Below are 21,240 nucleotides of genomic sequence, written 5' to 3'. Positions count from 1 at the left end.
GCCCCCCGGAACCGCCGGGACGGCTCAGCCCGCGTAGACGTCCTCCACGTACCGCCCCTCGGCCGTGAGCCGGTTCAGCCAGGCCTCGGCGTCCTCGGCCGAGGCGCCCGTGCGCCGGGTGTACAGGTCGCGGAAGGCGCCCCGCACCCCCGGTGCCATGCGGTTCCCGTCGCCGCACACGTACACCCGCGCGCCCGCCTCCAGGAGCGGCCAGAGTTCGTCGGCCTCGGCGGCGATGCGGTGCTGCACGAAGCGGCCGCCGCCCTCGGCGGGGGTGCTGAAGGCGGGTCGCAGCGAGAGAGCTCCGGCCCGTTCGGCGACGCGCAGTTCGTCGGCATGGAGGAAGTCCACCTCCGGTGCGTCGCAGCCGAAGTAGAGGACCGCGGGGGCGAGTCGACCAGCCGTCAGGCGGTCTGCGACGGCACCCCGGAAAGGCGCCAGGCCCGTTCCCGCGGCGATCATGATGACGGGTTCCGCCGCCTCGGGCGCGATGCGGAAGGCCTCGCGGCAGGGCCGGACCCGGGCGAGCACGGTGTCCCCGGGCCTCAGCGCGTGCAGATACCCGGAGCCGGTGCCGCCGGGGTTGAGCGCGACCATCAGGTCGGCGTGGCGGGGGTCGCGGGCGGGCGAGGAGGAGACCGAGTACTGGCGGGGGCGCAGCGGCGGCAGCAGCTCCAGGAGGGTGGGCCAGTCGAGTGCGCCCTTCAGCGCGGGGTGGTCCTCGATGAGGCCGAGGAGGGGGCGCGGGTCGTCCGGCGCCAGGCGTTCGAGGGCGGCGCGCTCGGGCGGGCAGGGGTTGTGCGCGGCCAGCAGCGCGATCTGGTCGCGGGTGGGCCGTGCCCCCAACTCGACGTAATGGGTGAGGAGTTCGCGCACCGACAGCGGTCGGTCGACCGGCAGGGCGGCGGGCGCGGCGCCCGGCGCGTGGATGCCGAGCACCGCGTCGAGGTCCACGCCGAGGGCCGCGGCGGCCCGGTGGACGACGGCCGGGTCATTGGCGGGCAGGACGGTGAGGTGGTCGGCGGTGCGGTAGGTGACGCCGTCGGGCAGGGCCAGGCGCACGAAGCGCTTGGGCCGGGGGTGCCCTGGCGAAGTCAGGTCGCGGGCCTCGGTGACGGTCATCTCCACCAGGCCGTGGCGCGCGGCGAGCGCCTCGCGCGGCCCGCCGGTGATCTCGGTGACGGTGTACGCGGCCTCGGCGGGCGACGTGGTGGCGCCGGCGGTCTCCGGGTCTCCGTACCGTTCGAGGAGCGCCACGCGCAGCGACCGTGCGAACTCCCTTACCGTGCCCATGAGTTCACCGGAGGCGTCGGCTTCGGCGCGGGGCAGCAGCCGTTCGCCGCCGAGGGCCGCCAGGCGGTCGTCGATGAGGGTGGGGATGCGCTGGTAGGTCGCGGCCCAATTGCGGTCGCCGACGCCGAGCACCGCGTACGGCACGCCGTCGGTGGCTCCCGGCTCGGCGTCCTCGATCCAGCGCACGAAGCGGGCCGCGTCGTCCGTCGGCTGCCCGTTGTAGGAGGCGGCGACGATGACGACTGGACGGCCCTTCGACAGCGCGCCGGCGTGGGCGTCCAGCGGGGCGATCTCGGTGGCGAGGCCGAGCGTCGTGGCCTCGGCGGCCAGGCGCTCGGCGAACTCGCGGCAGGTGCCGTAGTTCGTGCCGTGCAGAAGCAGCAGGCCGGTGCCCTGGCGGACCCGCGAGGGCAGTTCGGGCCCGGACTCGGCCGCCTCGGACGGCTTGCCAAAGGACGCGGCGGGGAGTGCGGCGCGGTTCAGGGCCCGGTCGGCGGGGGTGCGCGGGATCAGGGAGAGGACGAAGCCTTCGGGCTTCAGGGTGAGCGACTCCTTGATCCGCAGCTGGTAGTTCGCACAGTCCACGAAGCGGTAGCGGTGCACGAGCAGCGCGAGCAGCATCGTCGCCTCGTGGAGCGCGAACTGCCGCCCGATACAGGCCCGTTCACCGGTTCCGAACGGCTTGTACGCGTGCGGCGAGCGGGCCGCCTCCGCCTCGGGCGTGAACCGGGCCGGGTCGAACAGCTCGGGGTTGTCGCCCCACGCGGGGTCGCGGTGCAGCATCGGCGTGAGCACCGTGACCAGCTCGCCGGCGCGCAGCGGGACGCGCCCGCCGAGCAGGGTGTCCTCGCGGGCCTGCCGGGTGAAGGCGGCCGCCGTCGGCCAGAGCCGCAGCGCCTCGCTGAGCACCTGGCGGGTGAAGCGCAGCTTGCCGATGTCCTCGAAGGCGGGGTCGGGATCGGGGTTGTCGCCCCACAGCTCGTCGGCCTCGCGCTGGGCCAGGCGCAGCGCGGTCGGGTCCTTGAGCAGGTGGTGGAGGGCGAAGGACAGGGTGCCCGAGGTGGTCTCGTGCCCGGCGATGAGGAAGGTGATGACCTGGTTGCGGATGTTGGCCGCGTCCAGGGTGGTGCCGTCCTCGGGGTGCGCGGCGCCCAGCATCAGGCCGAGCAGGTCGTCGACGGAGGTGTCCGCGCTCTTCGTGCGGGCGGCTATGACCTCGTCGACCACGGAGGCGAGGTAGGCCGAGTCCCGCTCGAACTCCCGGTCCTGCTCGCTGTAGTCGCCGCCCGGGGTGCGGCCGAGCCGCTTCATGCTCCACTCCAGGCAGCGCACCATCGCCTCGACGAAGGGGTGCGGGGTGGCCCGCCCGAACGAGTCGAAGTCGAAGCCGAATCCGGCGAGTCCGATGGTGTCCAGGGTCATCCGCGTCATGTCGTCGGCGACGTCCACCGCCGCGCCCCGCGCCGCCCGGCGGTCCCAGCTGTCCATCACGCGGCGCGCGACGCGCAGCATCGCCGGATGATAGGTCCGCATCGAGCCGAGCGCGAAGGCGGGCATGAGGATGTCGTGCGCCTTGGCCCAGTTCGGCTCGTCGTTGTAGGCGGTGAACAGACCGTCGCCGGCGAACTCGCGCACATGGTCCAGGGTCTTCGAGATGCCCTTGGAGAAGCGGGTCTCGTCAGCGAGCTCGGTGACCAGGTCGAGCGAGCTGACGAAGAGGTGCTCGTGTTCGTTGAGGCGGCGCCGGAACACCGGCCCGTGCACGCGGGCCAGGTCCATCGCCTGCTGGACGGGCGTCTCGGTGAGACCGCCGCCCGAGATGTCCACGAGGGGGACGGCGTCGGCGGTGTGTGCGTCTGTGGGGATCAGGATCATGTCCGTCATGCATCCAGCGTCACCCGCCCGGGGTGCCGCTCCCGGGCCCGCGACTGCATGATTGTGCAGTGGTTTCTCGCGTCCGGCACTTGCGGACTGGCCAAAGAGGGGCGGTGGCACGCGGCATGGCCGACCAGCAGACACCGGAGGAGGACTTGGGGGCGTGGCGCAACCACTTCCTGGCCCTGCTCGACCGCATCCCCATGCCGATCGCCGTCTGCTCGATCGACGGGGAGGTGCATGTCGCCAATCCCGCGATGGCCGCCGAGTGGGGCACCACTCCGGGACAACTGCGCGGGCGCTCGCTGCGCGAGCTGTTCACCCCGCGCTCCGAGGAGCAGATCGACCGCCTCGTCAGGGCGCTGCGCGCGGGCCGTACGTCGCGCTATCCCATCGAGGTGACCTGGCGGGCGGGCAAGGACGGGGCCGAACGCGAGGGCGAGTTCACCATCGACCCGATCATGGCCATGCCCACCCCGGCCCCCGTACTGCTCACCATGCTGTACGTACGGGACGAGCGCCCCGCACCGCCGCCCGCACCGCGCGGTTCGGTGAGCGAGGCGCAGGCCCGCATTCTGGCGCTGGCCGCGTCGGGCGCGACCACGGCCGCCATCGGCAAGGCCTTGGGCCTGACCGTGGACGGCGTGAACTACCACCTGACCCGGCTCTCCCAGCGCTGGCGCGTCCAGGGGCGTACGGCCCTTGTGGCGAAGGCGTACGCGCTGGGCGTCCTGGCCCCCGGCCACTGGCCGCCGGTGCCGGCCGAGGGCCTGATCACGCGGCCCTGAGCCCGGCCTCCGCCGCGACCGCCTCGGCCAGAAGGCCGAGCCCGCGCGGGTTGGTGTCGAGGAAGAGATTGGGCTCGATGAGCTCCAGCTCCATGACCACCGGCTCCCGGTGCTCGTCCAGGGCCAGATCGACCCGGGCGAACAGCGGGGTCTGCGGTGACGGTACGGCCGCCAACGCGGCCGAGGCGGTGAGCAGTTCGGCTTCGGTCGGTCGGTACGGAGCGAGATCGGGGTGCGGCACCCTGAAGTTGTCCATCACCCCGGACTCGGTCAGCAGCGGCCCCTTGCGCAGGGCGTGGCTGAACGCGCCGCGCACGAAGACCAGCGCGCGTTCCCCCTCGGCCACCAGCCGCAGATACGGCTGGATCAGCACCGCACGGTCCTGGTCGAGCAGCATCCGCGCATGGCGGAGGGCAGCCGCGGCCTGGCCTGGTTCGTAGCGTGCGGTGTCCCGGGCGCCCGCGGAGACGGTCGGCTTGACCACGACGTCCCCGGCCCGGTCGAAGTCGGCCTCGCCGCACTGGTCGCCGGGTTCGAGGACCCGTGTCGGCACGACGGGAACACCGCGCTCGGAGAGTTCCACGAGATAGCGCTTGTCGCTGTTCCAGCGCACCATCGGCGCGGGATTCAGCAGCCGGGTGTGCCGGGACGTGAGGTCGGCCCATGCGAGGAAGTCGTCGAGCCGCGTCGCATAGTCCCAGGTCGAGCGGATGACCGCGAGGTCGAAGCCGTCCCACGCCACATCGTCCGCATCCCAGGCGACCGCTTGTGCCGCCAGGCCTTCGCCGCGCAGCGCGGCCACGATGAGCGGCAGGTCGACGTCGTACTCGAAGCCGGCCCCACTGGTCACGACCGCGATCCTGGCAGTACTCATGCGCCCCTCCGATGTCTGATGTCCGATACGCCGGGCACCCTCGCACACGATGGCTCCGCACAGCTCCGCATTTATCGGGCGGGCCGACCACCGCTTCTTAGAACCCTCTTACAACTCTTCGTTATCCATGCGCCATGGACATCAGCACGGGGCAGTCATCCATCGCGCGCCCGGCCCGCCGAACCGGCCGGCGCACCCTTCTCGTTCTCGCCGTCGCCACCGCTCTGGCGGCCGGCCTCACCCCGGCGGCGTCCGCCGGTCCCACCCAATCCGCAGGCGTACGCATCCACGACGGCCGGGTGGATCTGACCGTCGCCGGGGGCACGGCCACCATCGACCCCGCGACCCTCGCCATCGACGCCCGCACCGACGACGGGCGCACCCTGCGGGTGTCGGACCCGGCCGCCGACGCGCCGGGCAGGCCGAGTCATGTGACCACGTCGAGCAAGGGCGCCCGCTGGTCGTATCCCGGCCGGGGCCTGAACGCCGAGGCGCACGTCGAACGCGGCAGGCTCCTTGTCACGATCAGCGCCGATCGCGACGGCACCCTGTCCTGGCCGGTCACCGGCACCGACAAGACCGCCTCCGCCCTCCAACTCCCGCGCGGCGAGGGCCTGTCCCTGCCGGTGGCCGACGCCTTCTGGAATTCGCCGCGTGCCCAGCTCGTGGGCAGCGAGGAGGACATGGCCTCCCAGCTGACCCTGCCCGTCTGGGGCTACACCCTCGGCGCCGGACGGGGAGTCAGCTACCTCTCCCCCACCGACATCGGCACATCACTCGCGTACACCTCGCAGGGCGGGCGGCTGCGCACCACGGCCAAGCACGACTTCTCCGGTGGCAACGCGACCCGCGCGTACACCGTCGCCTTCAGCCTCACCGACGGCTCCCCGGTCGCGCCCGCCGTCGACTACCGGCACTGGCTCGCCGACCACGGCGAGCTCGGCAGCCTCAGCGAGAAGATCCGGAAGAACCCGGAGACGGGCAAGCTCCTCGGCGCGTTCCACGCCTACGCCTGGGGCGGCAGCCGCAAGGCGGCGGGCATCGACAAGCTCAACTCCCTCGGCATTTCCCGCCTTTGGCTCGGGTACGACGCCGACGACTCGCCCATGACAGCGGCGGACATCACCGCGGCACAGAAGGCCGGGTACCTGGTCGGGCCGTACGACTCGTTCGCCAACGGGCGCGACAAGGGCCCCGACACTCCCCCGAACTCGGTGTGGCCCGACAACGTCTACCCGTCCTTCTGCGTGCGGCGGGCCGACGGCACACCCCAGCCGGGCTTCCACAAGCAGGGCTGCTACCTCAGCTCGCAGGCCTTCGAACAGGCCGAGCCGCAGCGGCACTACCTCGCGAACCGCACGCGCTCGCTGGTCGCGGGCGGCGCGACCAGCTACTTCCTGGACGTGGACGCGGCGGGCGAGCTCTTCCGCGACCATGACGCCGCGCACCCGATGACCATGGCCCAGGACCGGGCCAACCGCCTAGCCCGGATGTGGCGCCTGACCGACGGCACGGCTGAGCGGGCCCCGCTCGTGCTCGGCTCGGAGTCCGCCGGGGCCTGGGCCAACCAGGTCCTCGCCTTCGACCACGGCTCGGGAACGCCGGTCGACGGCCGGCTGTGGCCGATGGAGACGGGCCACTTCGACAGCGCGCCGGACCAGCCCAAGGACGACACGGCCTGGGGCGGCTACACGCCCGCGCCGGCCCCCGACACGTTCTTCAAGCCGGTTCGGGTGGCCGACTTCAAGCCGGAGCACCGGGCCGCGGTGGCCGACGCCCTCAAGGCGATGTACGACCCGGCCTATCGCGTGCCGCTGTACGAGACCGCGCTGCACGGCTCGCTGATCAACGCGGAGCGCTGGGAGCTGCCGTTCGGCAAGCTCGTGGACCAGAAGACGACGCGGGCGCTGCTCGCGATGCTCTACAACACCCCGCTGAACTTCGTACTCAGCGACAAGGACAGGCGCGCTGACCAGAACCTGCGCGAACTGGCCGTGCTCCAGAAGTACTTCGCACCCCTCCACCAGGCGGCGGGGACACAGGAGTTGACGTCCTTCGACTGGCTGACCGCCGACCGCACCGTGCAGCGGACCGTCTTCGGCGACGGCACGCTGACCGTCACGGCCAACTTCGGCAGCACCTCCCACGACGGGCTCCCGGGCGGCTGCGTGGACGCGACCCTCAAGGGCGGCAAGCCGCAGCGGCTGTGCCCGGCACAGGTCGTGTCGTAGAGCTCTGCGCGCAGTCCATCGTCTCCTGGCCGAAAGGGCGCTCTGGCCGATCCGGCCACGTGCCGACAGGATGCCTCGCCCGAGCCGGAACCGTACCGGTGCGGCCGATGGGAGAGGGACGGGGCATGGAATCGAGACGAAGACTGAGCCGGCGCAGCGTGTTACGGACGGGGCTCGGCGCCGGAGGACTGGCAGTGGCATCACAGCTGCTGCCCTTCCTTCCCGGCGGCGGCCCCCGCCCGGCCTGGGCCGAGGACGCGGAAGCCAGGAGAGTGGCCGGGGCCGCCTTCCCCGACTGGGCCAGATACGCCCGGCTCGCGGACGGCACCTTCGACGACGACGCCGATCCCCAGCGCGACATGCTGCCCGTCATCAGCGCGCTCAAGGCGCAGAACGTGAGCGTGATCGAACTCGACACCGTCCTGTCGAACTGGCTGACCGACCAGCAGTTCACCGAGCACATGGCGAAGGTGAAGAGCTTCGCGGACCTGGCGCACAAGGCCGGGATGCGCGTGGTCATGTACTACCCCTCGCTCGAACTCATCAGCCCGGGCGGCGAGAAGGGCCCCTCTTTCTACAAGAACGGCAACGGCAAGGACTGGGTGCAGCGCGGGCTCGACGGCCGGCCCAATGTGTTCTACGGCGGCCTCGTCGTCTGGGTGGACCCGGGTGACGAGAGCTGCTGGCTGAGCCCCAACTCTCCTTGGCGCGACTACTACTTGGCACGAATCCGGGGCCTCGCGGCGACGGGCATCGACGCCATCTGGCCGGACGTTCCCATCTACTTCGACGGCGCGATGAGCTGGTGCGACGCCTCCTCCTGGGCGGCTTCCGCGTTCAAGGCCGACACCGGTCTCGAACTGCCCCGGACGGCCGACTTCACCAACCCGGGCTTTCGCCGCTACGTCGAGTGGCGCCACCGCAACCTGTCCCAGTTCCAGCTGGACATCGCCGCGGCGGGCCGCTCCGTCAACCCCGACCTGGTCACCTTCGTCGAGACGGTGACGATGGACTACCAGTACGCGTCCCTCATCGGCCTGGACGGCGCGCGGCTGCGCCGGGCGGAGGGCGTCAGCCAGGTGTGGGAGGTGGACATCCTCGGCAACTACGACGGCATGCGCCACGCCACGGCCAGCGACTGGACCTGTCTGATCTCGATGTACAAGTACGCGCGGGCCGCCAGCGGAACCAAGCCCGCCTGGGCGTTCTCGTACGGCTGGAAGGCGGACGACGCCTCGTTGGTGATGGCCGAGCTGCTCGCGGCGGGCTGCAACCCGTACGAGGTGAAGAGCCCGTTCAAGAACCAGAGCACCGACACCGCGATGCGGGGGCGGATGTTCGGGTTCGTCGCGGCGCATCAGGAGCGGCTGTTCGACGCGGCCTCCGGAGCGACGGTCGGCGTGTACCACTCCTCCGCGAGCCGCGACTTCGTCAGTCCCGTCCAGGGCAGCGGCATGTACGTCAACACCAAGCCGCCCGCCGGGGTCACGGACTGGTGGAGCTTCGAGAGCTCCGAGGAGAGCTGCACCCAGCAGAAGTGGCTCGGCGAGTTCCGCGGCACGGTCAAGGCGCTGGTGTACGCGCACATTCCGTTCAACACCGTGCCGAGTCCGGACCTCACCAGCGCCGACCTCGCCGGATACCGCGTCCTGTACCTGCCCAATCTGCAGGCGGTCTCGGATACCGAGGCCGATGTACTCCGCTCGTTCGTGAGCGACGGCGGCACGGTCGTCGTCACCGGCCCCGCGCCCACCGCCCTCGACGCGTTCGGCACCGCCAGGACCGAGTACGCGCTCGCCGATGTGCTGGGCTTCCGCAAGGCCGACCCGCTGCCGGCCACCGGCCGCCACGCATTCGGGGCAGGCACGTGCTGGTACTTCCAGGATCTGCCCGGCCTCGCCTGTCTGTCGCGCACGGACGGGCCGGGCGCCGACCGGCTCCTCGAACCCGTCCGCACGGCCGCGCCGCCCGCCGTCTCGCTCGCCGGTGACCACCGCATCCACCTGGAGCTGAGCCGCCTCGGCGACGACACCATCGTCCAACTGGTCAACTTCACCGCCTTCGGTGAGAGCCCTGCCGCGTTCAGGACCACTCCGGCCGCCTGCACCGTCTCGCTGGCGGTCCCGGCGGGCCGGCGGGTGACGGCCGCCGCGGTCAGCTCGCCGGACGGTTCCTCGCCCGCGCCGGTACCGGTCCCGTGGAAGGCCGACGGCAGCACGGTGACGGTCGATCTGACGGTGATTCAGTACTCGCTGCTGACCGTCACCATGAGCTGAGGGTTCGTCAGGGGGGCGCGGCCGTCCGTGTGACCGCACGGCCCGTGCGTGGACAATCCGCTGCCTTCGCGGTATCGAATGCGGGGTGTGACGAAGAAACTGAGCGGGCGGGCCCGTACCTCACTCGGGGCCCTGTGCGGTCTCCTCGCGGGCTATGCGGCGCTGGCGGTGGCCGAGTTGGTGTCGGCCGCCGTCCGCCCGGAGGCCGGGCCGGTGACCGCGGTCGGCGGGGCGGCCATCGACCGGACGCCGGTGACGCTCAAGGACTGGGCTATCCGTCACTTCGGGACGCACGACAAGCTCGTCCTCCAGATCGGCATCCTCGCCGTGCTGGCGGTCCTGGCCCTGGTCCTCGGGATGCTGGCCCTGCGCCACCGACGGGCCGGGGCCGCCGGGGTCCTGGCGTTCGGGGTCGTGGGGGCGCTGGCCGCCACCGGACGCCCCGACTCGCACAGCGCGATGGACGCTCTGCCGTCCGTGTTCGGCGCGGTCGCCGGCGCGGTGCTTCTGCACTGGCTCGTCGGACGCCTGCCCGGCGTACGACCGAGCACGCAGCGGGTTGCCGGGGGCGAGGGCTGGGACCGGCGCGCGTTCGTGCTCGCGGCGACCGCGGCGGCTGCCGCGTCCACGGCCTCCGGGCTGCTCGGCCGCGTACTGAACTCGAGCAGTGAGAGAGCGGACGCCTCCCGCGCCAAGGTCGTCCTGCCCCGCCCGGCCTCGCCCGCGGCGCCCGTAGCGAAGGCCGCGTACCTCCAACTCCCGGGCCTGAGCCCGCTGTTCACCCCGAACTCCGACTTCTACCGCGTCGACACGGCCCTCGTCGTGCCGAAGGTGGACGCCACCACCTGGCGGCTGAAGATCCACGGCGAGGGTGTCACCGCCCCTCGCACGGTCACCTTCGACGATCTCGTCCAGGGCCGGGCGGGCGAGCTGATCGAGCGGGACATCACGCTGGCGTGTGTGTCCAACGAGGTCGGCGGACCCTATGTGGGCAACGCCCGCTGGATCGGCGTACGCCTCGCCGACCTCCTCAAGGAGTGCGGTGTGCGCCCGCCCTCGCGCGGCGGGCCCGCCGATCAGCTGGTCGCCCGGTCGGTGGACGGCGTGACGATCGGCAGCCCGGTCGAGGCGGTCCTCGACGGCCGGGACGCGATGCTCGCCATCGGCATGAACGGTCAGCCCCTCCCCTTCGCCCACGGCTTTCCGGTCCGCATGGTGGTACCCGGCCTGTACGGCTATGTGTCGGCGTGCAAGTGGATCGAGGACATCGAGCTGACCACCTTCGCCGCGTACGACGCGTACTGGGTGAAGCGGTCCTGGTCGCAGCAGGCCCCGGTCAAGACGCAGTCCCGCATCGACACCCCCAGGACGCCCGCGCGGCTCAAGCGGGGCACCGTCATGGTCGCGGGGGTGGCCTGGGCGCAGCACCGGGGCATCGAGCGCGTCGAGGTGCGCGTCGACGACGGGCCCTGGCAGCGGGCGGACCTGGCGGCCGAGGACAGTGCCGACACCTGGCGCCTGTGGTCCTTCCCCTGGCAGGCCACCGTCCCCGGCAGCCACACCCTGACCGTTCGGGCCACCGACGGCACGGGCGCGCCCCAGACCGAGGAGCGCACCCCGACCGTCCCCAATGGGGCGACGGGCCGGCACTCGGTCGAGGTCACCGTCGCATGAGCCGATGGCGCTCGCGCGCAACGCGTCGGCTCAGCTGTGCGCGTACCGGTCCAGGAAGGTTCCCCAGTCCGCTTCCAGCTTCCATTGCAGCGATGCCTTGGGGCTGGCGGCGAGGAAGGTGCGGCAACCGGCGCTCGGCGACCGGCGCGCGTCAGGGGTGTCGTTCCGGCACGGCTTGGCGAACGTGCCGTAGCTGTCCTGCTCCTTCCACAGGTTCGCCCCCTCGATGAACGCGTGGTCCAGCGAGGCGCGGGCCAGTTTGCGCAGCTGCGCGACGGTCAACTGCTGGTCGGTGACGGCCTGTTGGAAGACGGCGGTCAGGTCGCTGCGGCTGACGCCGGGGTCGTCGGTGGCCAGCGCGACCGGGACGCCCGCGTCGAGGTAGCGGCGCAGCGGATGCCGGTCACCGCTGACGCGGAGGATCTGGGCGTTGCTGACGAGCGGTGCCTCGACGAGGACGTGCTGTCTCCGCATCCGCGCGGCCAGCGCTGCCGGGTCCTTCTCGTGGGCGAAGTCGACGCCGTGGCCGATCCGGTCGGCACCGGCCACGGCGACGGCCTCGTTGATGTGGAAGGTCAGGTCGCGTCCGCCGACCCCGTCCAAGCCCTCGACGAGTTCACCCGCGTGCAGACTGACCCGCACCTTCGGGGCAAGGGACTTGAGGAAGCCGACCATCTTCATGTGCAGGGTGTAGTCCCGCAGCGCGACGGGCGCGTCCTCCGGCTGCACCATGTTCACGCCGACGAGCCCGCCGAGGTGCCGGCGTACGAGCTCGAAGCCGAGGATCTGCTGGGCGAAGACGTGGCGGGGGTCCTGGGCGCGCAGGACCTGGTAGTCGAAGCGGATCGCGACGCGGCAGGCCTCCGGGGCGGCCGGGGTGTCGCAGCCGAGTTGCTTGCGGTAGTCGCGGACGCTGCGGTCGGTGTCGTCGGCCGCCTGCCGGACGAGAGCCTGGAACTGCGGGTTCGCGGTCAGAGTGGCGTGGAATCGCGCGAAGTCGGCGGGTCCCGGGTCCTTCGGCAGGATGCGGTCGACGAGCTGGTTGAGCGGTCCTGCCTCGGGAGTGGTGAGGGTTTCCAGATAGCTGCTGTGTTCCTTGGCCGCGGCCCGGGCGACCTCGGCGAGCATGTCCGCATCATGACCGGATTCGGCCTCGTCGAACTTTCCGAACGTGTCGAAGAAGTGGTCGTGGCCGGGCTGCGGATCACCGTCGGGCGGCAGGCGGAACCCCTGCATCGACCACGCCTCGATCACGTGCTGCCGGAACGGGCCCGGCGGTACGGCATCACGCGCCGGGCGCTGTCCGGTCGCACAGGGCTGGGGCCCCGGAGCGACCACGTAAGTCGTGGTGTCGATGCACTTCCCGTCCCTCGCCGCGTACCCGATCAGCGACTCCGGGCGCACCGCGCCGCCCAGGTGGTGGTGCAGATCCGCGCCCTTGGGCAGCTCCGTCATGAAACGCCCGAGCTCGCTCGGGGAGTTCGCTATTCGCCCCAAGTACGCCTGGACCCGGGCCTGTTCACGACCGCCCGGATCCGGTGGGGCGGCGGCCGCGGGCAGCACCCCCGCGGCCACACCCAGTGCCGTGAGACCGGCGAGCACCGGCCACCGGGTTCCGTGCCTCTTGCGCATACTGCGTTCCTCTCCTCGTACCTGGCGCTCCGCGCCGCATCCATCGGCACCTGCCGAAGCCCCTCCCCGCCCAAGAGTCCCAGCACGCCCCGGGCGACCCACCCGAACCGGTCAGCCTGGGCCGGCCCCGCGAGCTCACGGCCTGGGCACGCTCTTGCCCCGACGTCAGGAGCGGAACGTATGGGCCCGGTCAGGACGGTGGCGCCTGCGGAAGGACCAGGCGCCAGAAGGTGCTCAGGAGCGGGGGCGACGCCCACGCGGGGTCGCGGCGGGAGAGCAACTCGATGCCCGTGGTGGCGGCGAAGATCAGGTCCGCCATGTCGCTCCGCTCGACGGGCTCGTGCCGGAAGTCCTGGTCGGACGCCTCCGCGAGCACACTCCGCACGAAGTCCTGCCATTCGCGGCGCAGATCGAGGCCGCCCTCCCGTACTCCGTCATCGCTCAGCTTCAGGCCTGCCCGGGACACGACGTCACGGCGGAGTTGGTCGGCGAGCGCGTACGAGGTGCCGGTGAGCCGCTGCAAGGCGTTCATGCCGGGTTGTTGCGCCTTCTCGGCCGCCCGGCGCAGCCGTACCGCCGCCGCTGTTTCCACGCTCGTCGCCACGTCGGCCTTGCTCGTGAAGTGGAAGTGGAGTGCTCCCACACTGACACCGGCACCGGCGCTGATGTCCATGAGTGTCGCCTGTACGTATCCGTGCCGCTCGAAGGTTTCGGCCGCGGAGTGGATGAGTGCGTGGCGGGTGCGTACGGCACGGTCTTGTTTGGCCACCGATGGCTCCTGGTGCAAGGGTTGTTCTGCGTGCGGAAGTTGCGAGGGGGGCTGGCTACGGCTCGATGAGCCCCGTTCTGATCGCGTACCGGGTCAGTTCGAGGCGGTCGCGGAGGCCCAGTTTCTGCAGAAGATTGGCGCGATGGCGCTCCACGGTCTTGCTGCTGATGACGAGGAGATCGCCGATGTCCTTCGACGAGTGCCCCTCGGCCACGAGCTTGAGGATCTCCTCCTCCCGCTCCGTGATCGCCCGGTCGGGCAGCGGCCTTCCCTGGCGCAGGCGTTCCAGGTACTCGCGGATCAGCGTGTTCTCGGCTCCGGGGTACAGGAACGGCTCGTTGCGCATGGCGGCCCGGCAGGCAAGGACGAGGTCGCGGTCGGCGACCGTCTTGAGGACGTACCCGCAGGCCCCGGCCTTGAGGGCTTCGAAGAAGTACTGCTCGTTGTGATACATCGTCAGAATCAGGATGCGCAGATCCGGTTGGAGCCGGGACAGTTCGCGTGCGGCCTGGAGTCCGGTCCGGCGGGGCATCGCGATGTCGAGGATGGCGAGGTCGACGGGTGTCTCGCGGGCCAGGGTGACGGCTTCGGCTCCGTTGTCGGCCTCGGCGACGACGGTGAGGTCCGGCTCGCTGTCGAGGATGAGCCGGACGCCGCGGCGCACGAGGGCGTGGTCGTCGGCGAGCAGGATGCGGGTCCGGTCCGGTGTCGTCATGCGGTGCTCCCTGCCATCGCGGCGACGGCCAGACGGACTTCGGTGCCGCCGCACGGTCCGGCGCCGAACGACAGCTCCGCGCCCGTCAGCAGCGCGCGTTCGCGCATGCCGCGCATGCCGTTGCCCTCCGGGGCCCCGCCGGTGCCCTTGCCGTTGTCCCTGATGAGCAGCTCGACGACCCCGGCAGCGCCACCGCGCAGTCGTATCTCCGCCTGGGTCGCCGCCGAGTGGCGTGCCATGTTGGTCAGGGCCTCCTGGGCGATCCGGTAGAGCACGAGCTCGCTCTCGGGGTCCAGGGGTGGCAGGCCCCGGTCGATGCGGTGGCGTACGGCGAGGCCCGGCACGGTGAATTCGGCGGCCAGGGCGCGCAGGGCGCTGGCGAGGCCGAGCTCTTCGAGCAGGCCGGGGCGCAGGCGCCGCGCGATGCGGCGGATCTCGTCCAGGCTGCCGCGGGTGGTCTCCTGCGCGAGGCGGAGTTCTTCGCCGAGGGCGGCGGGCGCCCGGTCGGCCGCGTGCTTCAGCTGGAGCAGTACGGCGGTGAGGGTCTGGCCGACCTCGTCGTGCAGCTCCCGGGCCACGCGCTGCCGTTCGGCCTCCTGGGCGCTCAGGATGCGGGCGCTGCTGGCGGCGCGCTCGGATTCGAGGCGGTCGAGCATGGAGTTGAACGTCCGCGTCAGATCGGCGACTTCCCCGGTTCCGAGGACTTCGGGGCGCGCCTCGCGGCGGATCAGATCGGCTGTCGTCATGGCCTGCGAAAGCCGTTTCAGGGGGGCGAGTCCGAAGAAGCGGACGAGGAGTGCGTTGACCACCAGCATCACGGCGACCCCGGACACCACCACCTCGGCCTCACCGGGCCGCACATGCTTGGACACGGTCACAAACGGCCCGAGGAGCAGTGCCATGGCCACGAGGACCACGGCGGCGTTCAGCAGAAAGATGCGCCAGAACAGCGACATCGCGGGTCCTCTCGTTGCTCCGTGAACCGCCTGCCTCCGTGGGATCCGGGCACAATGCCGCCTGCCTGGGGTGAACATGCTGGTCAGGGAAGTCTCCGCAATCGGTATGGGTCACGTCCATACATGCTGACACCCATTTTCCCGCTCGCTTCAAGGCGGGGTCGGGACCAAAGTCCCTATGCGGAACGGCTGTCAGTGGATTGCATGGCGTACCAAGGAAGTTGGCCTGTTTCACCCCGCACGGAACGAAGGGCTCCCCCGCTGATGAGTCATGTATCCAGACGGCGTCTGCTCACGCTGGCTCCAGCCGTCGGAGTGGCAACCGCCATTCCCGTATCGCTCACAACGGCGGCGCATGCCGCACCTCGTCAGGGCAGCGCGAAAACATCGGCTCGGCCCCTCCAGGAGATTACGGACGCATGGGGTCGGTGGATGGCCCGCGAACGGTTCCCGGCGTCGAACGGATGCCGCTTCACCGCATCCACCGATTATGCGAAGCAGAGCTTCCTCAACGACTACCACCGGCATCAGGTCGGCGCGAAATACCGGGACATCATCTACGACGCGAATGCTCCATCTCCCGTTCCCGGACAGGTCAGTTCAGTGGCCACCAACTACCGCAATGGGACCGCGGTGGAGCAGACCGTCACCTACAAGCAGAGCAAGACGACCGAGCAGGATCTGCGTATCTCGGTCACGGAATCGCTGAAGATCGGCGTGACCGTGGAGGTGTCGGCGGAGATCCCGGCGGTCGCCAAGGTCAGCGAGACGACGTCGATCGAGGCGAGCCTGTCCTCGACCCAGGAGTTCACGCACAAGGAGACGCAGACCTGGAGCGTCGACCTCCCGCTGCGGATACCGCCCAAGTCGGTGGTCGAGGCGACGCTGGTGGTCGGCACGCAGAAGTACGACATCGACTGGACGGCCACGGTCGCGCTGCGGGGGAACGTGGCGATCTGGTTCAACGAGAAGGTCGACCTCAACCAGGACGGGGATCGCCACTGGCTGTGGTTCGTGCCGATCGAGCAGGTGTTCCGGGACTGCCGGCAGCACCAGATCATCGACACACCGGGATACGAGACCGTCGCGGACGGCGTGAATGCGTTCGCCAGTGGCACGTTCAGCGGAGGCCAGGGTGTCTCGCTGAACGTGAATGCCGACCAGAAACCCCTCGACGGCAGCCGACGCAGCGGCGTGGATTCCCGCACGATCCCGATTCCGCTCGCACCGAACGGAAACCGAGCAGCGGTACCCGGTCATTGAGACACTGCCGCGCCGGACTTGGCGACACCGCCCGTCCGTCGGGCCACTCACCGAGGTGAGTTCCATAAGGTGAGTCCGATCCCGGGAAAGGGGCGGTCTCATGGCAGAGGTGCGCGTTCTGGCGCTGGATTTCGTCGGTACTCTGGCGGGCCACGGCTCGTCCCCGGACGGCCAGTTGGTCGCGAAAGCGCTGGGCGACCTGCCGGGGACGGTGATCCCTGACGACTTCCCCACCCGATTCGACGACGTGACCCAGCGCCTCCGGGATTCCGACCGCGCCCGAGGCGTACGCAGCACATTTGCCACCCGCCTGCGCCGCGCCGCCCAGGACTGCGGCGCAGGCATCCCGGACCTGCGGCTCGCGATGGACGCTGTGTTCGCGGCGCTGCCCGACGCGAAAATCGACCCCGTGGCGGCGTCGGCGCTGCGGGACCTGCACGCGACCGGGCTGAGGTGCGTCCTCGCCTCGAACACGGACCGCCCCGAGCGGGTCCGCCTCCAGACCTTGGCCGGCTCCTCGATCGCGGAGTGCTTCGACGCCTTGGTGCTCTCCAGCACTCTGGGCATCCGCAAGCCGGACCGGCGCTTCTACGCGGCGGTGACCGAGGCTGCGGCCTGCCCGCCCGAGAACATCCTGTTCGTGGGGGACAACCCGAAAAATGATGCGGTGGGGCCGCACACGTACGGGATGGCGGCGGTGCTTGTCACGTCGAGGCCGCGGCCGGCGGGGTTGCCTGCGGAGATCGCCACGATCCGCCATCTGAGTGAGCTGGCGGCTCACCTCAACGGCCGTCAAGGGAAACCGAGTTGAAGGCTGTCCCTCCGTGACCGGTCACACCCCGATGTCCTCATTCCACAATGCGGGATGCGCCGCAATGAACTCCTTCATCATGGCCACGCATTCCGGATCGCCGAGCACCACGATCTCCACCCCGTGCCGGGCCAGCCATTCCTGACCTCCCTGGAAGGTCTCGTCCTCCCCCACGACGACGCGCGAGATGCCGAACTGCCGTACCAGGCCGCTGCAATACCAGCACGGGGACAGCGTGGTCACCATCGTCGTGCCCCGGTACGAACGTTGCCTTCCCGCATTGCGGAATGCCGACGTCTCGGCATGCAGCGAGGGATCATTGTCCTGCACCCGCCGATTGTGTCCGCGGCCCAGCACTGCTCCGTCCGCGCCGTAGAGCGCCGCGCCGATCGGGATGCCGCCCTCCGCGAGGCCCGCTCGGGCCTCCTCGACAGCCGTCGCGAGCCATTGCCTGGCCAGTTGCCGTTCCATGTTCCTCGTTCCCGCCGTCTTCCGGGTGCGTACGGGCGCCGGTTACTCGGCTGTCCGGACCCGCTCGTGGTGCAGGAGGACGACGCCGTTGCCGAAGGTGCGGGTCTCGATGAGTCGCAGCTTGTGCGTGTCGGCGCCCGAGGTCGCAAAGAGGCGCTTGCCCGTTCCGAGCAGGACCGGGTGGACGTAGAGGCGGAATTGTCGATGAGGTCGTACTGCCGGAACGTGGCGGCGAGATTCGCCCCGCCGATCACGAGGTCCCCGCCCGGACGCGCCTTGTCCGTTGACGTACCGGTGCAGCTCGTCGTCGACCATGTGCCCGTCGATTTCGCCCTCGGGCCCAGCGAAAAAGCCGTCGAGGGAGACCGACATGGGAAGGATGATCTTTCTCATCGCAGTCACCCACGCGACGATACGCCCGCCCCCGCCGACCTTCCCGTCAAGGGCGCGGGCTCTTCTTCGTGTATGCCAGAGCCCTGCGCCCAGCTCTAGTTGTCACCGGCCTTCGGTGCGGCCAGGGCGGCCCGGGCCGCTTCCTCGATCGTGGTCGTCGGCGTGAAGAGCGGGTCGAGACCGCCCGCCGTCAGGATCCGCCGATGCCAGGGCCGTACACACACCACGCCGAGGTGGCCGTCGCGCGCCCGGGTTCTCCGGAACGCCCGGCACAGCAGGGTGAGCGCGGCGCAGTCGAAGAAGTCGACGGGCCGCAGGTCCACGATCACGCGGGCGCCCGTCGGCTGTGTGGCGGCGTCGAGGTGCAGCTGTACGCCGGGCGCGGTGGCCAGGTCGACGGTGCCCTGGACCTCGACCACCGTGAACCCCTGCATCAGATAGGTACGGGCGTTGCAGCACCGGTCCGGCAGCAGCCCCGGCGGAAGCGGAACAGGCGCCGAGACGGATGGCCGAGCGGTGGTTCCCATGGCAGCTCCCGGTCCAGAACTGACCCCCGCGGGTGCGGAGGTACTCGGTTGTCGGGCAGTCACCGTGGTCCCGGGGTGACGCACTACCACCCTAGGAATAGAGCCGCATGCAGAAACGTGCAGCCTTCGAATTGTTCACCCTGGGGGGTGAACGAAATTTGCGCCGCTCCCCGTTTGAACCCTGCACACGGGGAGCGAAGCAGGTAGGGCGCCCCTATCTGCCGACTTGCGGGATCCGAAACCCCGCCACCGGATGGTCAGTTGGGGCCGTCGGCCCGGTGGGCCGGGCGCCCTCCTCAAGCGCCCGGCCCCGAGGCCGACCGTCAGTACGCCCCGAAGACGTTGTCGATCGAGCCGTACCTCTTGGCGGCGTAGTTGCACGCGGCGGTGATGTTCGCCACCGGGTCGTAGAGGTCCGTGGACGTGCCCGGCACGTGGAAGGCGTCGAAGGTGGGCTGGATGACCTGGAGCAGGCCCTTGGACGGGACGCCGTTGATGGCGTTGATGTCCCAGTTGTTGATGGCGAGCGGGTTGCCCGACGACTCACGCATGATGTTGCGGTAGATGCCGTTGTAGCTTCCCGGGATGCCGTGCTGAGCCATGACGTCCAGCGACTGCTTGATCCAGCCGTCCAGGTTGTTGGCGTACTTCGGCGCACTGGCCGTGGTCGCCGTAGTCGCCGTGGTGAGGCTCGTCGTGCGGGCGGAGCGGTCGGCACGGTCGGCCGAGGCGGCCCGGGCGGGGGCGCCGACGGTGAGCTTGAGGCCGGGCTGGATCAGGGCCGGGTTGCCGCCGATGACGCTCTGGTTGTCCTGGTACAGCTGCTTCCAGCCGCCGCTCACGTTGAGGGCGTCGGCGATCTTGGCAAGCGAGTCCCCGGCGACGACGGAGTAGCTCGTGGGGGACGCCTTCACCGCCGTGACGGGGGTGGCGGAGTGGACCGACGCGGGCGCGGCGGTGGCCGTGGTCGCACCGATCACCGGAATGGCGAGTACGGCGCCGCCCGTACCCGCGACGGCGAGGCCACGGGAGAACGAGCTGGACTTGGGGCGGCGGTGCTTGCCCTTTGCAGGCATGGTGAATTCCTCTCCTTCGCCTGCGAGGTGAGCTGTCGGGTTCGGACGGGAGATGTCCGGTCGCGGCGCACGCGACTTCACCCCAGCCGTTCCGGAATCCGGATCGGCGGCTTACCTGGGTCCCCCGCTCCTGCCATACGTGTGTGGGAGGGTCCGGACGGCGGCAGGATTCGGCGTTCCATCCGGATTGCGGTGAACGTAGACGAATACGCCGAGTGGAAACAAGCCCAGAATTCAAAGGGCGCGATCCGGGATATAGATCCACTTAAATCCACACCCGTCGGCCACCCCGCCCGACGCTCTCAACTCGCTTTCGGCCCAACCGAAATGACCCCGGCGGACCCGGGCGCCCACACCCCCGCACGTGACCCAATTCACTCGCTCTTCGAGCAACCGAACAGCCGACCCGCAAAAGAGGCGAGCCTTACTCAATAGCCACCAATTCGGACATTACAAAAACCGGAGCGACGGCGCCTCAAAGTGCCTCATTTTGGACACTTGGGACCTCTCTTATGACCCATGTCTCGCATACCGGCGACACCACACACCTCCCTTACGCCCCTGCCGGAGATCATGGTCACAGGCAGCCCTCCACGGCGGGGGCCGGCAGCGGAGGGGTGGAACGGTGATCCGAGAGAGCGCGGAGTACGACGTCCTGGTGGTCGGGGGCACGGGGGTGGACACGGTCGTACGGGTCGATTCCCTGCCGGTCCCGCCGGCCGACTCGGTGCAGGTCGGGCCCATTGAGGAGTGGCCCGGGCACACCGGCGCGAACGTGGCTCTCGGGGCCCGGGCGCTCGGCCTGGAGGTCGGCCTGATCGACTGCATCGGCGACGACTGGATCGGCTCCCGGGTCCGCGAGCTGCTGGCCGAGGGCGATGTCGACTTCGCCCCGCTGATCTCCCCGGCGGGTACCCGGCGCGCGGTGAACCTGGTGGACGCGAACGGCCGCCGGATGTCCTTCTACGACGCCCGCGACCCGGCCGACCTGCGCATGCCCCGGGACTTCTACCTCCCCCGGCTGCGCCGGACCCGCCACGTCCACCTCTCCATCATGAACTTCGCGCGCTTCCTCCTCGACGACATCGAGGCGCTCGGCGTCCCGGTCTCGACCGATCTGCACGACTGGGACGGACTGGCCGACCACCACCGGGAGTTCGCACTCCGCTCCGACCTCGTGTTCCTCAGCGCGGCGGGCGCGGGCGACAACACCCCCGCTCTGATGCGGGAGATCCTCCGCGAGGGCCGCGCGGACACGGTGGTCGCCACGGCCGGCGCCGAGGGCTCCTACCTTCTCACCCGGGACGGCGGACCGACCCCACACCACATCCCGGCGGTCGCACCCCACGCCCCCGTCGTGGACACCAGCGGCGCGGGCGACGCGTACGTCAGCGGCTTCCTGTACGGCAGGCTCACCGGCCGGGACGTACGGGAATGCGGCCGCTTCGGCACGCTGGCGGGCGCCCATGCCTGCACGGCTCCGGTCGCCACCGACCCCATCTCACAAAAAAGCCTGCTGGCGGCGCATCAGATCGCCTGAGATCATTCCGGCGTTCAAAGCCGCACACGCTCGTACCGAGGCGGCACCGAACACCCGGTGCCACCCAACTGGCGCT

General features: G+C 70.5%; 16 protein-coding genes, 1 pseudogene and 1 riboswitch. Of the genes and pseudogenes, 7 read left to right on the top strand and 10 right to left on the bottom strand.

Annotated features, from left to right (window positions below):
* Positions 1-24 precede the first annotated feature (24 nt).
* The gene (locus tag ACSHXC_RS36640; RefSeq protein WP_438295643.1) at positions 25-3,177 is read right to left on the bottom strand and encodes a cytochrome P450; all 3,153 of its coding nucleotides are present in this window, start codon (positions 3,175-3,177) and stop codon (positions 25-27) included.
* Between the two features lie 116 nt (positions 3,178-3,293).
* Here ACSHXC_RS36640 and ACSHXC_RS36635 point away from each other — a divergent pair, with 116 nt between their 5' ends.
* The gene (locus ACSHXC_RS36635; protein WP_438297042.1) at positions 3,294-3,956 is read left to right on the top strand and encodes a PAS domain-containing protein; all 663 of its coding nucleotides are present in this window, start codon (positions 3,294-3,296) and stop codon (positions 3,954-3,956) included.
* On the opposite strand, the gene ACSHXC_RS36630 is transcribed toward ACSHXC_RS36635, so the two are convergent.
* Entirely contained in the window at positions 3,943-4,830 is an 888-nt protein-coding gene (locus ACSHXC_RS36630; RefSeq protein ID WP_438295642.1) for an ATP-grasp domain-containing protein, read from the bottom strand. The genes ACSHXC_RS36635 and ACSHXC_RS36630 overlap by 14 nt on opposite strands.
* A gap of 134 nt (positions 4,831-4,964) precedes the next feature.
* Between ACSHXC_RS36630 and ACSHXC_RS36625 the strand changes: the two genes are divergently transcribed.
* From ACSHXC_RS36625 to ACSHXC_RS36615, 3 genes are all read left to right on the top strand, one after another.
* Positions 4,965-7,061: a glycoside hydrolase gene (locus ACSHXC_RS36625; RefSeq protein ID WP_438295641.1), complete on the top strand. Its 2,097-nt coding sequence runs from the start codon at positions 4,965-4,967 to the stop codon at positions 7,059-7,061.
* A 194-nt stretch (positions 7,062-7,255) separates the two neighbouring features.
* Positions 7,256-9,337, top strand: coding sequence for a hypothetical protein (locus ACSHXC_RS36620; protein ID WP_438295640.1), 2,082 nt, complete (start codon positions 7,256-7,258; stop codon positions 9,335-9,337).
* Positions 9,338-9,415: 78 nt separating this feature from the next.
* The gene (locus tag ACSHXC_RS36615; RefSeq protein ID WP_438297041.1) at positions 9,416-11,011 is read left to right on the top strand and encodes a molybdopterin-dependent oxidoreductase; all 1,596 of its coding nucleotides are present in this window, start codon (positions 9,416-9,418) and stop codon (positions 11,009-11,011) included.
* 30 nt (positions 11,012-11,041) lie between these two features.
* Here the strand turns inward: ACSHXC_RS36615 and ACSHXC_RS36610 are convergent, their stop codons facing one another.
* The 4 genes from ACSHXC_RS36610 to ACSHXC_RS36595 form a co-directional block, all read right to left on the bottom strand.
* Positions 11,042-12,643, bottom strand: a complete 1,602-nt coding sequence (locus ACSHXC_RS36610; RefSeq protein ID WP_438295639.1) for an adenosine deaminase — start codon at positions 12,641-12,643, stop codon at positions 11,042-11,044.
* 190 nt (positions 12,644-12,833) lie between these two features.
* Complete coding sequence (locus ACSHXC_RS36605) at positions 12,834-13,412, bottom strand: ScbR family autoregulator-binding transcription factor (RefSeq protein ID WP_438295638.1); 579 nt, start codon at positions 13,410-13,412, stop codon at positions 12,834-12,836.
* 55 nt (positions 13,413-13,467) lie between these two features.
* Complete coding sequence (locus tag ACSHXC_RS36600) at positions 13,468-14,127, bottom strand: response regulator (RefSeq protein ID WP_438295637.1); 660 nt, start codon at positions 14,125-14,127, stop codon at positions 13,468-13,470.
* The gene (locus ACSHXC_RS36595; RefSeq protein WP_438295636.1) at positions 14,124-15,083 is read right to left on the bottom strand and encodes a HAMP domain-containing sensor histidine kinase; all 960 of its coding nucleotides are present in this window, start codon (positions 15,081-15,083) and stop codon (positions 14,124-14,126) included. The genes ACSHXC_RS36600 and ACSHXC_RS36595 overlap by 4 nt, the downstream gene beginning before the upstream one ends.
* A gap of 315 nt (positions 15,084-15,398) precedes the next feature.
* Between ACSHXC_RS36595 and ACSHXC_RS36590 the strand changes: the two genes are divergently transcribed.
* Entirely contained in the window at positions 15,399-16,346 is a 948-nt protein-coding gene (locus ACSHXC_RS36590) for an ETX/MTX2 family pore-forming toxin (protein WP_438295635.1), read from the top strand.
* 100 nt (positions 16,347-16,446) lie between these two features.
* Positions 16,447-17,157 carry an HAD family hydrolase gene (locus tag ACSHXC_RS36585; protein WP_438295634.1) on the top strand — a complete coding sequence of 237 codons (711 nt, stop codon included), beginning with the start codon at positions 16,447-16,449 and terminating at the stop codon, positions 17,155-17,157.
* A 21-nt stretch (positions 17,158-17,178) separates the two neighbouring features.
* Here the strand turns inward: ACSHXC_RS36585 and ACSHXC_RS36580 are convergent, their stop codons facing one another.
* From ACSHXC_RS36580 to ACSHXC_RS36565, 4 genes and pseudogenes are all read right to left on the bottom strand, one after another.
* Positions 17,179-17,628 (bottom strand): nucleoside deaminase, encoded by a 450-nt coding sequence (locus ACSHXC_RS36580; RefSeq protein ID WP_438295633.1) that lies wholly within the window; start codon positions 17,626-17,628, stop codon positions 17,179-17,181.
* A 42-nt stretch (positions 17,629-17,670) separates the two neighbouring features.
* A pseudogene (locus ACSHXC_RS36575) lies at positions 17,671-18,021 on the bottom strand (dihydrofolate reductase family protein).
* Positions 18,022-18,116: 95 nt separating this feature from the next.
* Positions 18,117-18,548, bottom strand: a complete 432-nt coding sequence (locus tag ACSHXC_RS36570; RefSeq protein ID WP_438295632.1) for an anti-sigma factor antagonist — start codon at positions 18,546-18,548, stop codon at positions 18,117-18,119.
* A gap of 323 nt (positions 18,549-18,871) precedes the next feature.
* Positions 18,872-19,624 carry a transglycosylase SLT domain-containing protein gene (locus tag ACSHXC_RS36565; protein WP_438295631.1) on the bottom strand — a complete coding sequence of 251 codons (753 nt, stop codon included), beginning with the start codon at positions 19,622-19,624 and terminating at the stop codon, positions 18,872-18,874.
* A gap of 2 nt (positions 19,625-19,626) precedes the next feature.
* Positions 19,627-19,810, bottom strand: a riboswitch (cyclic di-AMP (ydaO/yuaA leader).
* Positions 19,811-20,249: 439 nt separating this feature from the next.
* On the opposite strand from ACSHXC_RS36565, the gene ACSHXC_RS36560 reads away from it, so the two are divergent.
* The gene (locus ACSHXC_RS36560; protein WP_438295630.1) at positions 20,250-21,164 is read left to right on the top strand and encodes a carbohydrate kinase family protein; all 915 of its coding nucleotides are present in this window, start codon (positions 20,250-20,252) and stop codon (positions 21,162-21,164) included.
* Positions 21,165-21,240: the final 76 nt, after the last annotated feature.

Origin of the sequence: Streptomyces sp. HUAS TT7, from assembly GCF_051550175.1 — a bacterium.
Taxonomy (GTDB): Bacteria; Actinomycetota; Actinomycetes; order Streptomycetales; family Streptomycetaceae; genus Streptomyces.
Note: the sequence above shows the minus strand (reverse complement) of the source record. Positions and strands in the feature narration are given on the sequence as shown.

Excerpts from the sequence above, each read along its gene's own strand:
- ACSHXC_RS36640 (WP_438295643.1), bottom strand. The coding sequence starts at position 3,177 with ATGACGGACATGATCCTGATCCCCACAGACGCACACACCGCCGACGCC.
- ACSHXC_RS36635 (WP_438297042.1), top strand. The coding sequence starts at position 3,294 with ATGGCCGACCAGCAGACACCGGAGGAGGACTTGGGGGCGTGGCGCAAC.
- ACSHXC_RS36630 (WP_438295642.1), bottom strand. The coding sequence starts at position 4,830 with ATGAGTACTGCCAGGATCGCGGTCGTGACCAGTGGGGCCGGCTTCGAG.
- ACSHXC_RS36625 (WP_438295641.1), top strand. The coding sequence starts at position 4,965 with ATGGACATCAGCACGGGGCAGTCATCCATCGCGCGCCCGGCCCGCCGA.
- ACSHXC_RS36615 (WP_438297041.1), top strand. The coding sequence starts at position 9,416 with ATGCGGGGTGTGACGAAGAAACTGAGCGGGCGGGCCCGTACCTCACTC.
- ACSHXC_RS36610 (WP_438295639.1), bottom strand. The coding sequence starts at position 12,643 with ATGCGCAAGAGGCACGGAACCCGGTGGCCGGTGCTCGCCGGTCTCACG.
- ACSHXC_RS36600 (WP_438295637.1), bottom strand. The coding sequence starts at position 14,127 with ATGACGACACCGGACCGGACCCGCATCCTGCTCGCCGACGACCACGCC.
- ACSHXC_RS36595 (WP_438295636.1), bottom strand. The coding sequence starts at position 15,083 with ATGTCGCTGTTCTGGCGCATCTTTCTGCTGAACGCCGCCGTGGTCCTC.
- ACSHXC_RS36585 (WP_438295634.1), top strand. The coding sequence starts at position 16,447 with ATGGCAGAGGTGCGCGTTCTGGCGCTGGATTTCGTCGGTACTCTGGCG.
- ACSHXC_RS36580 (WP_438295633.1), bottom strand. The coding sequence starts at position 17,628 with ATGGAACGGCAACTGGCCAGGCAATGGCTCGCGACGGCTGTCGAGGAG.
- ACSHXC_RS36570 (WP_438295632.1), bottom strand. The coding sequence starts at position 18,548 with ATGGGAACCACCGCTCGGCCATCCGTCTCGGCGCCTGTTCCGCTTCCG.
- ACSHXC_RS36565 (WP_438295631.1), bottom strand. The coding sequence starts at position 19,624 with ATGCCTGCAAAGGGCAAGCACCGCCGCCCCAAGTCCAGCTCGTTCTCC.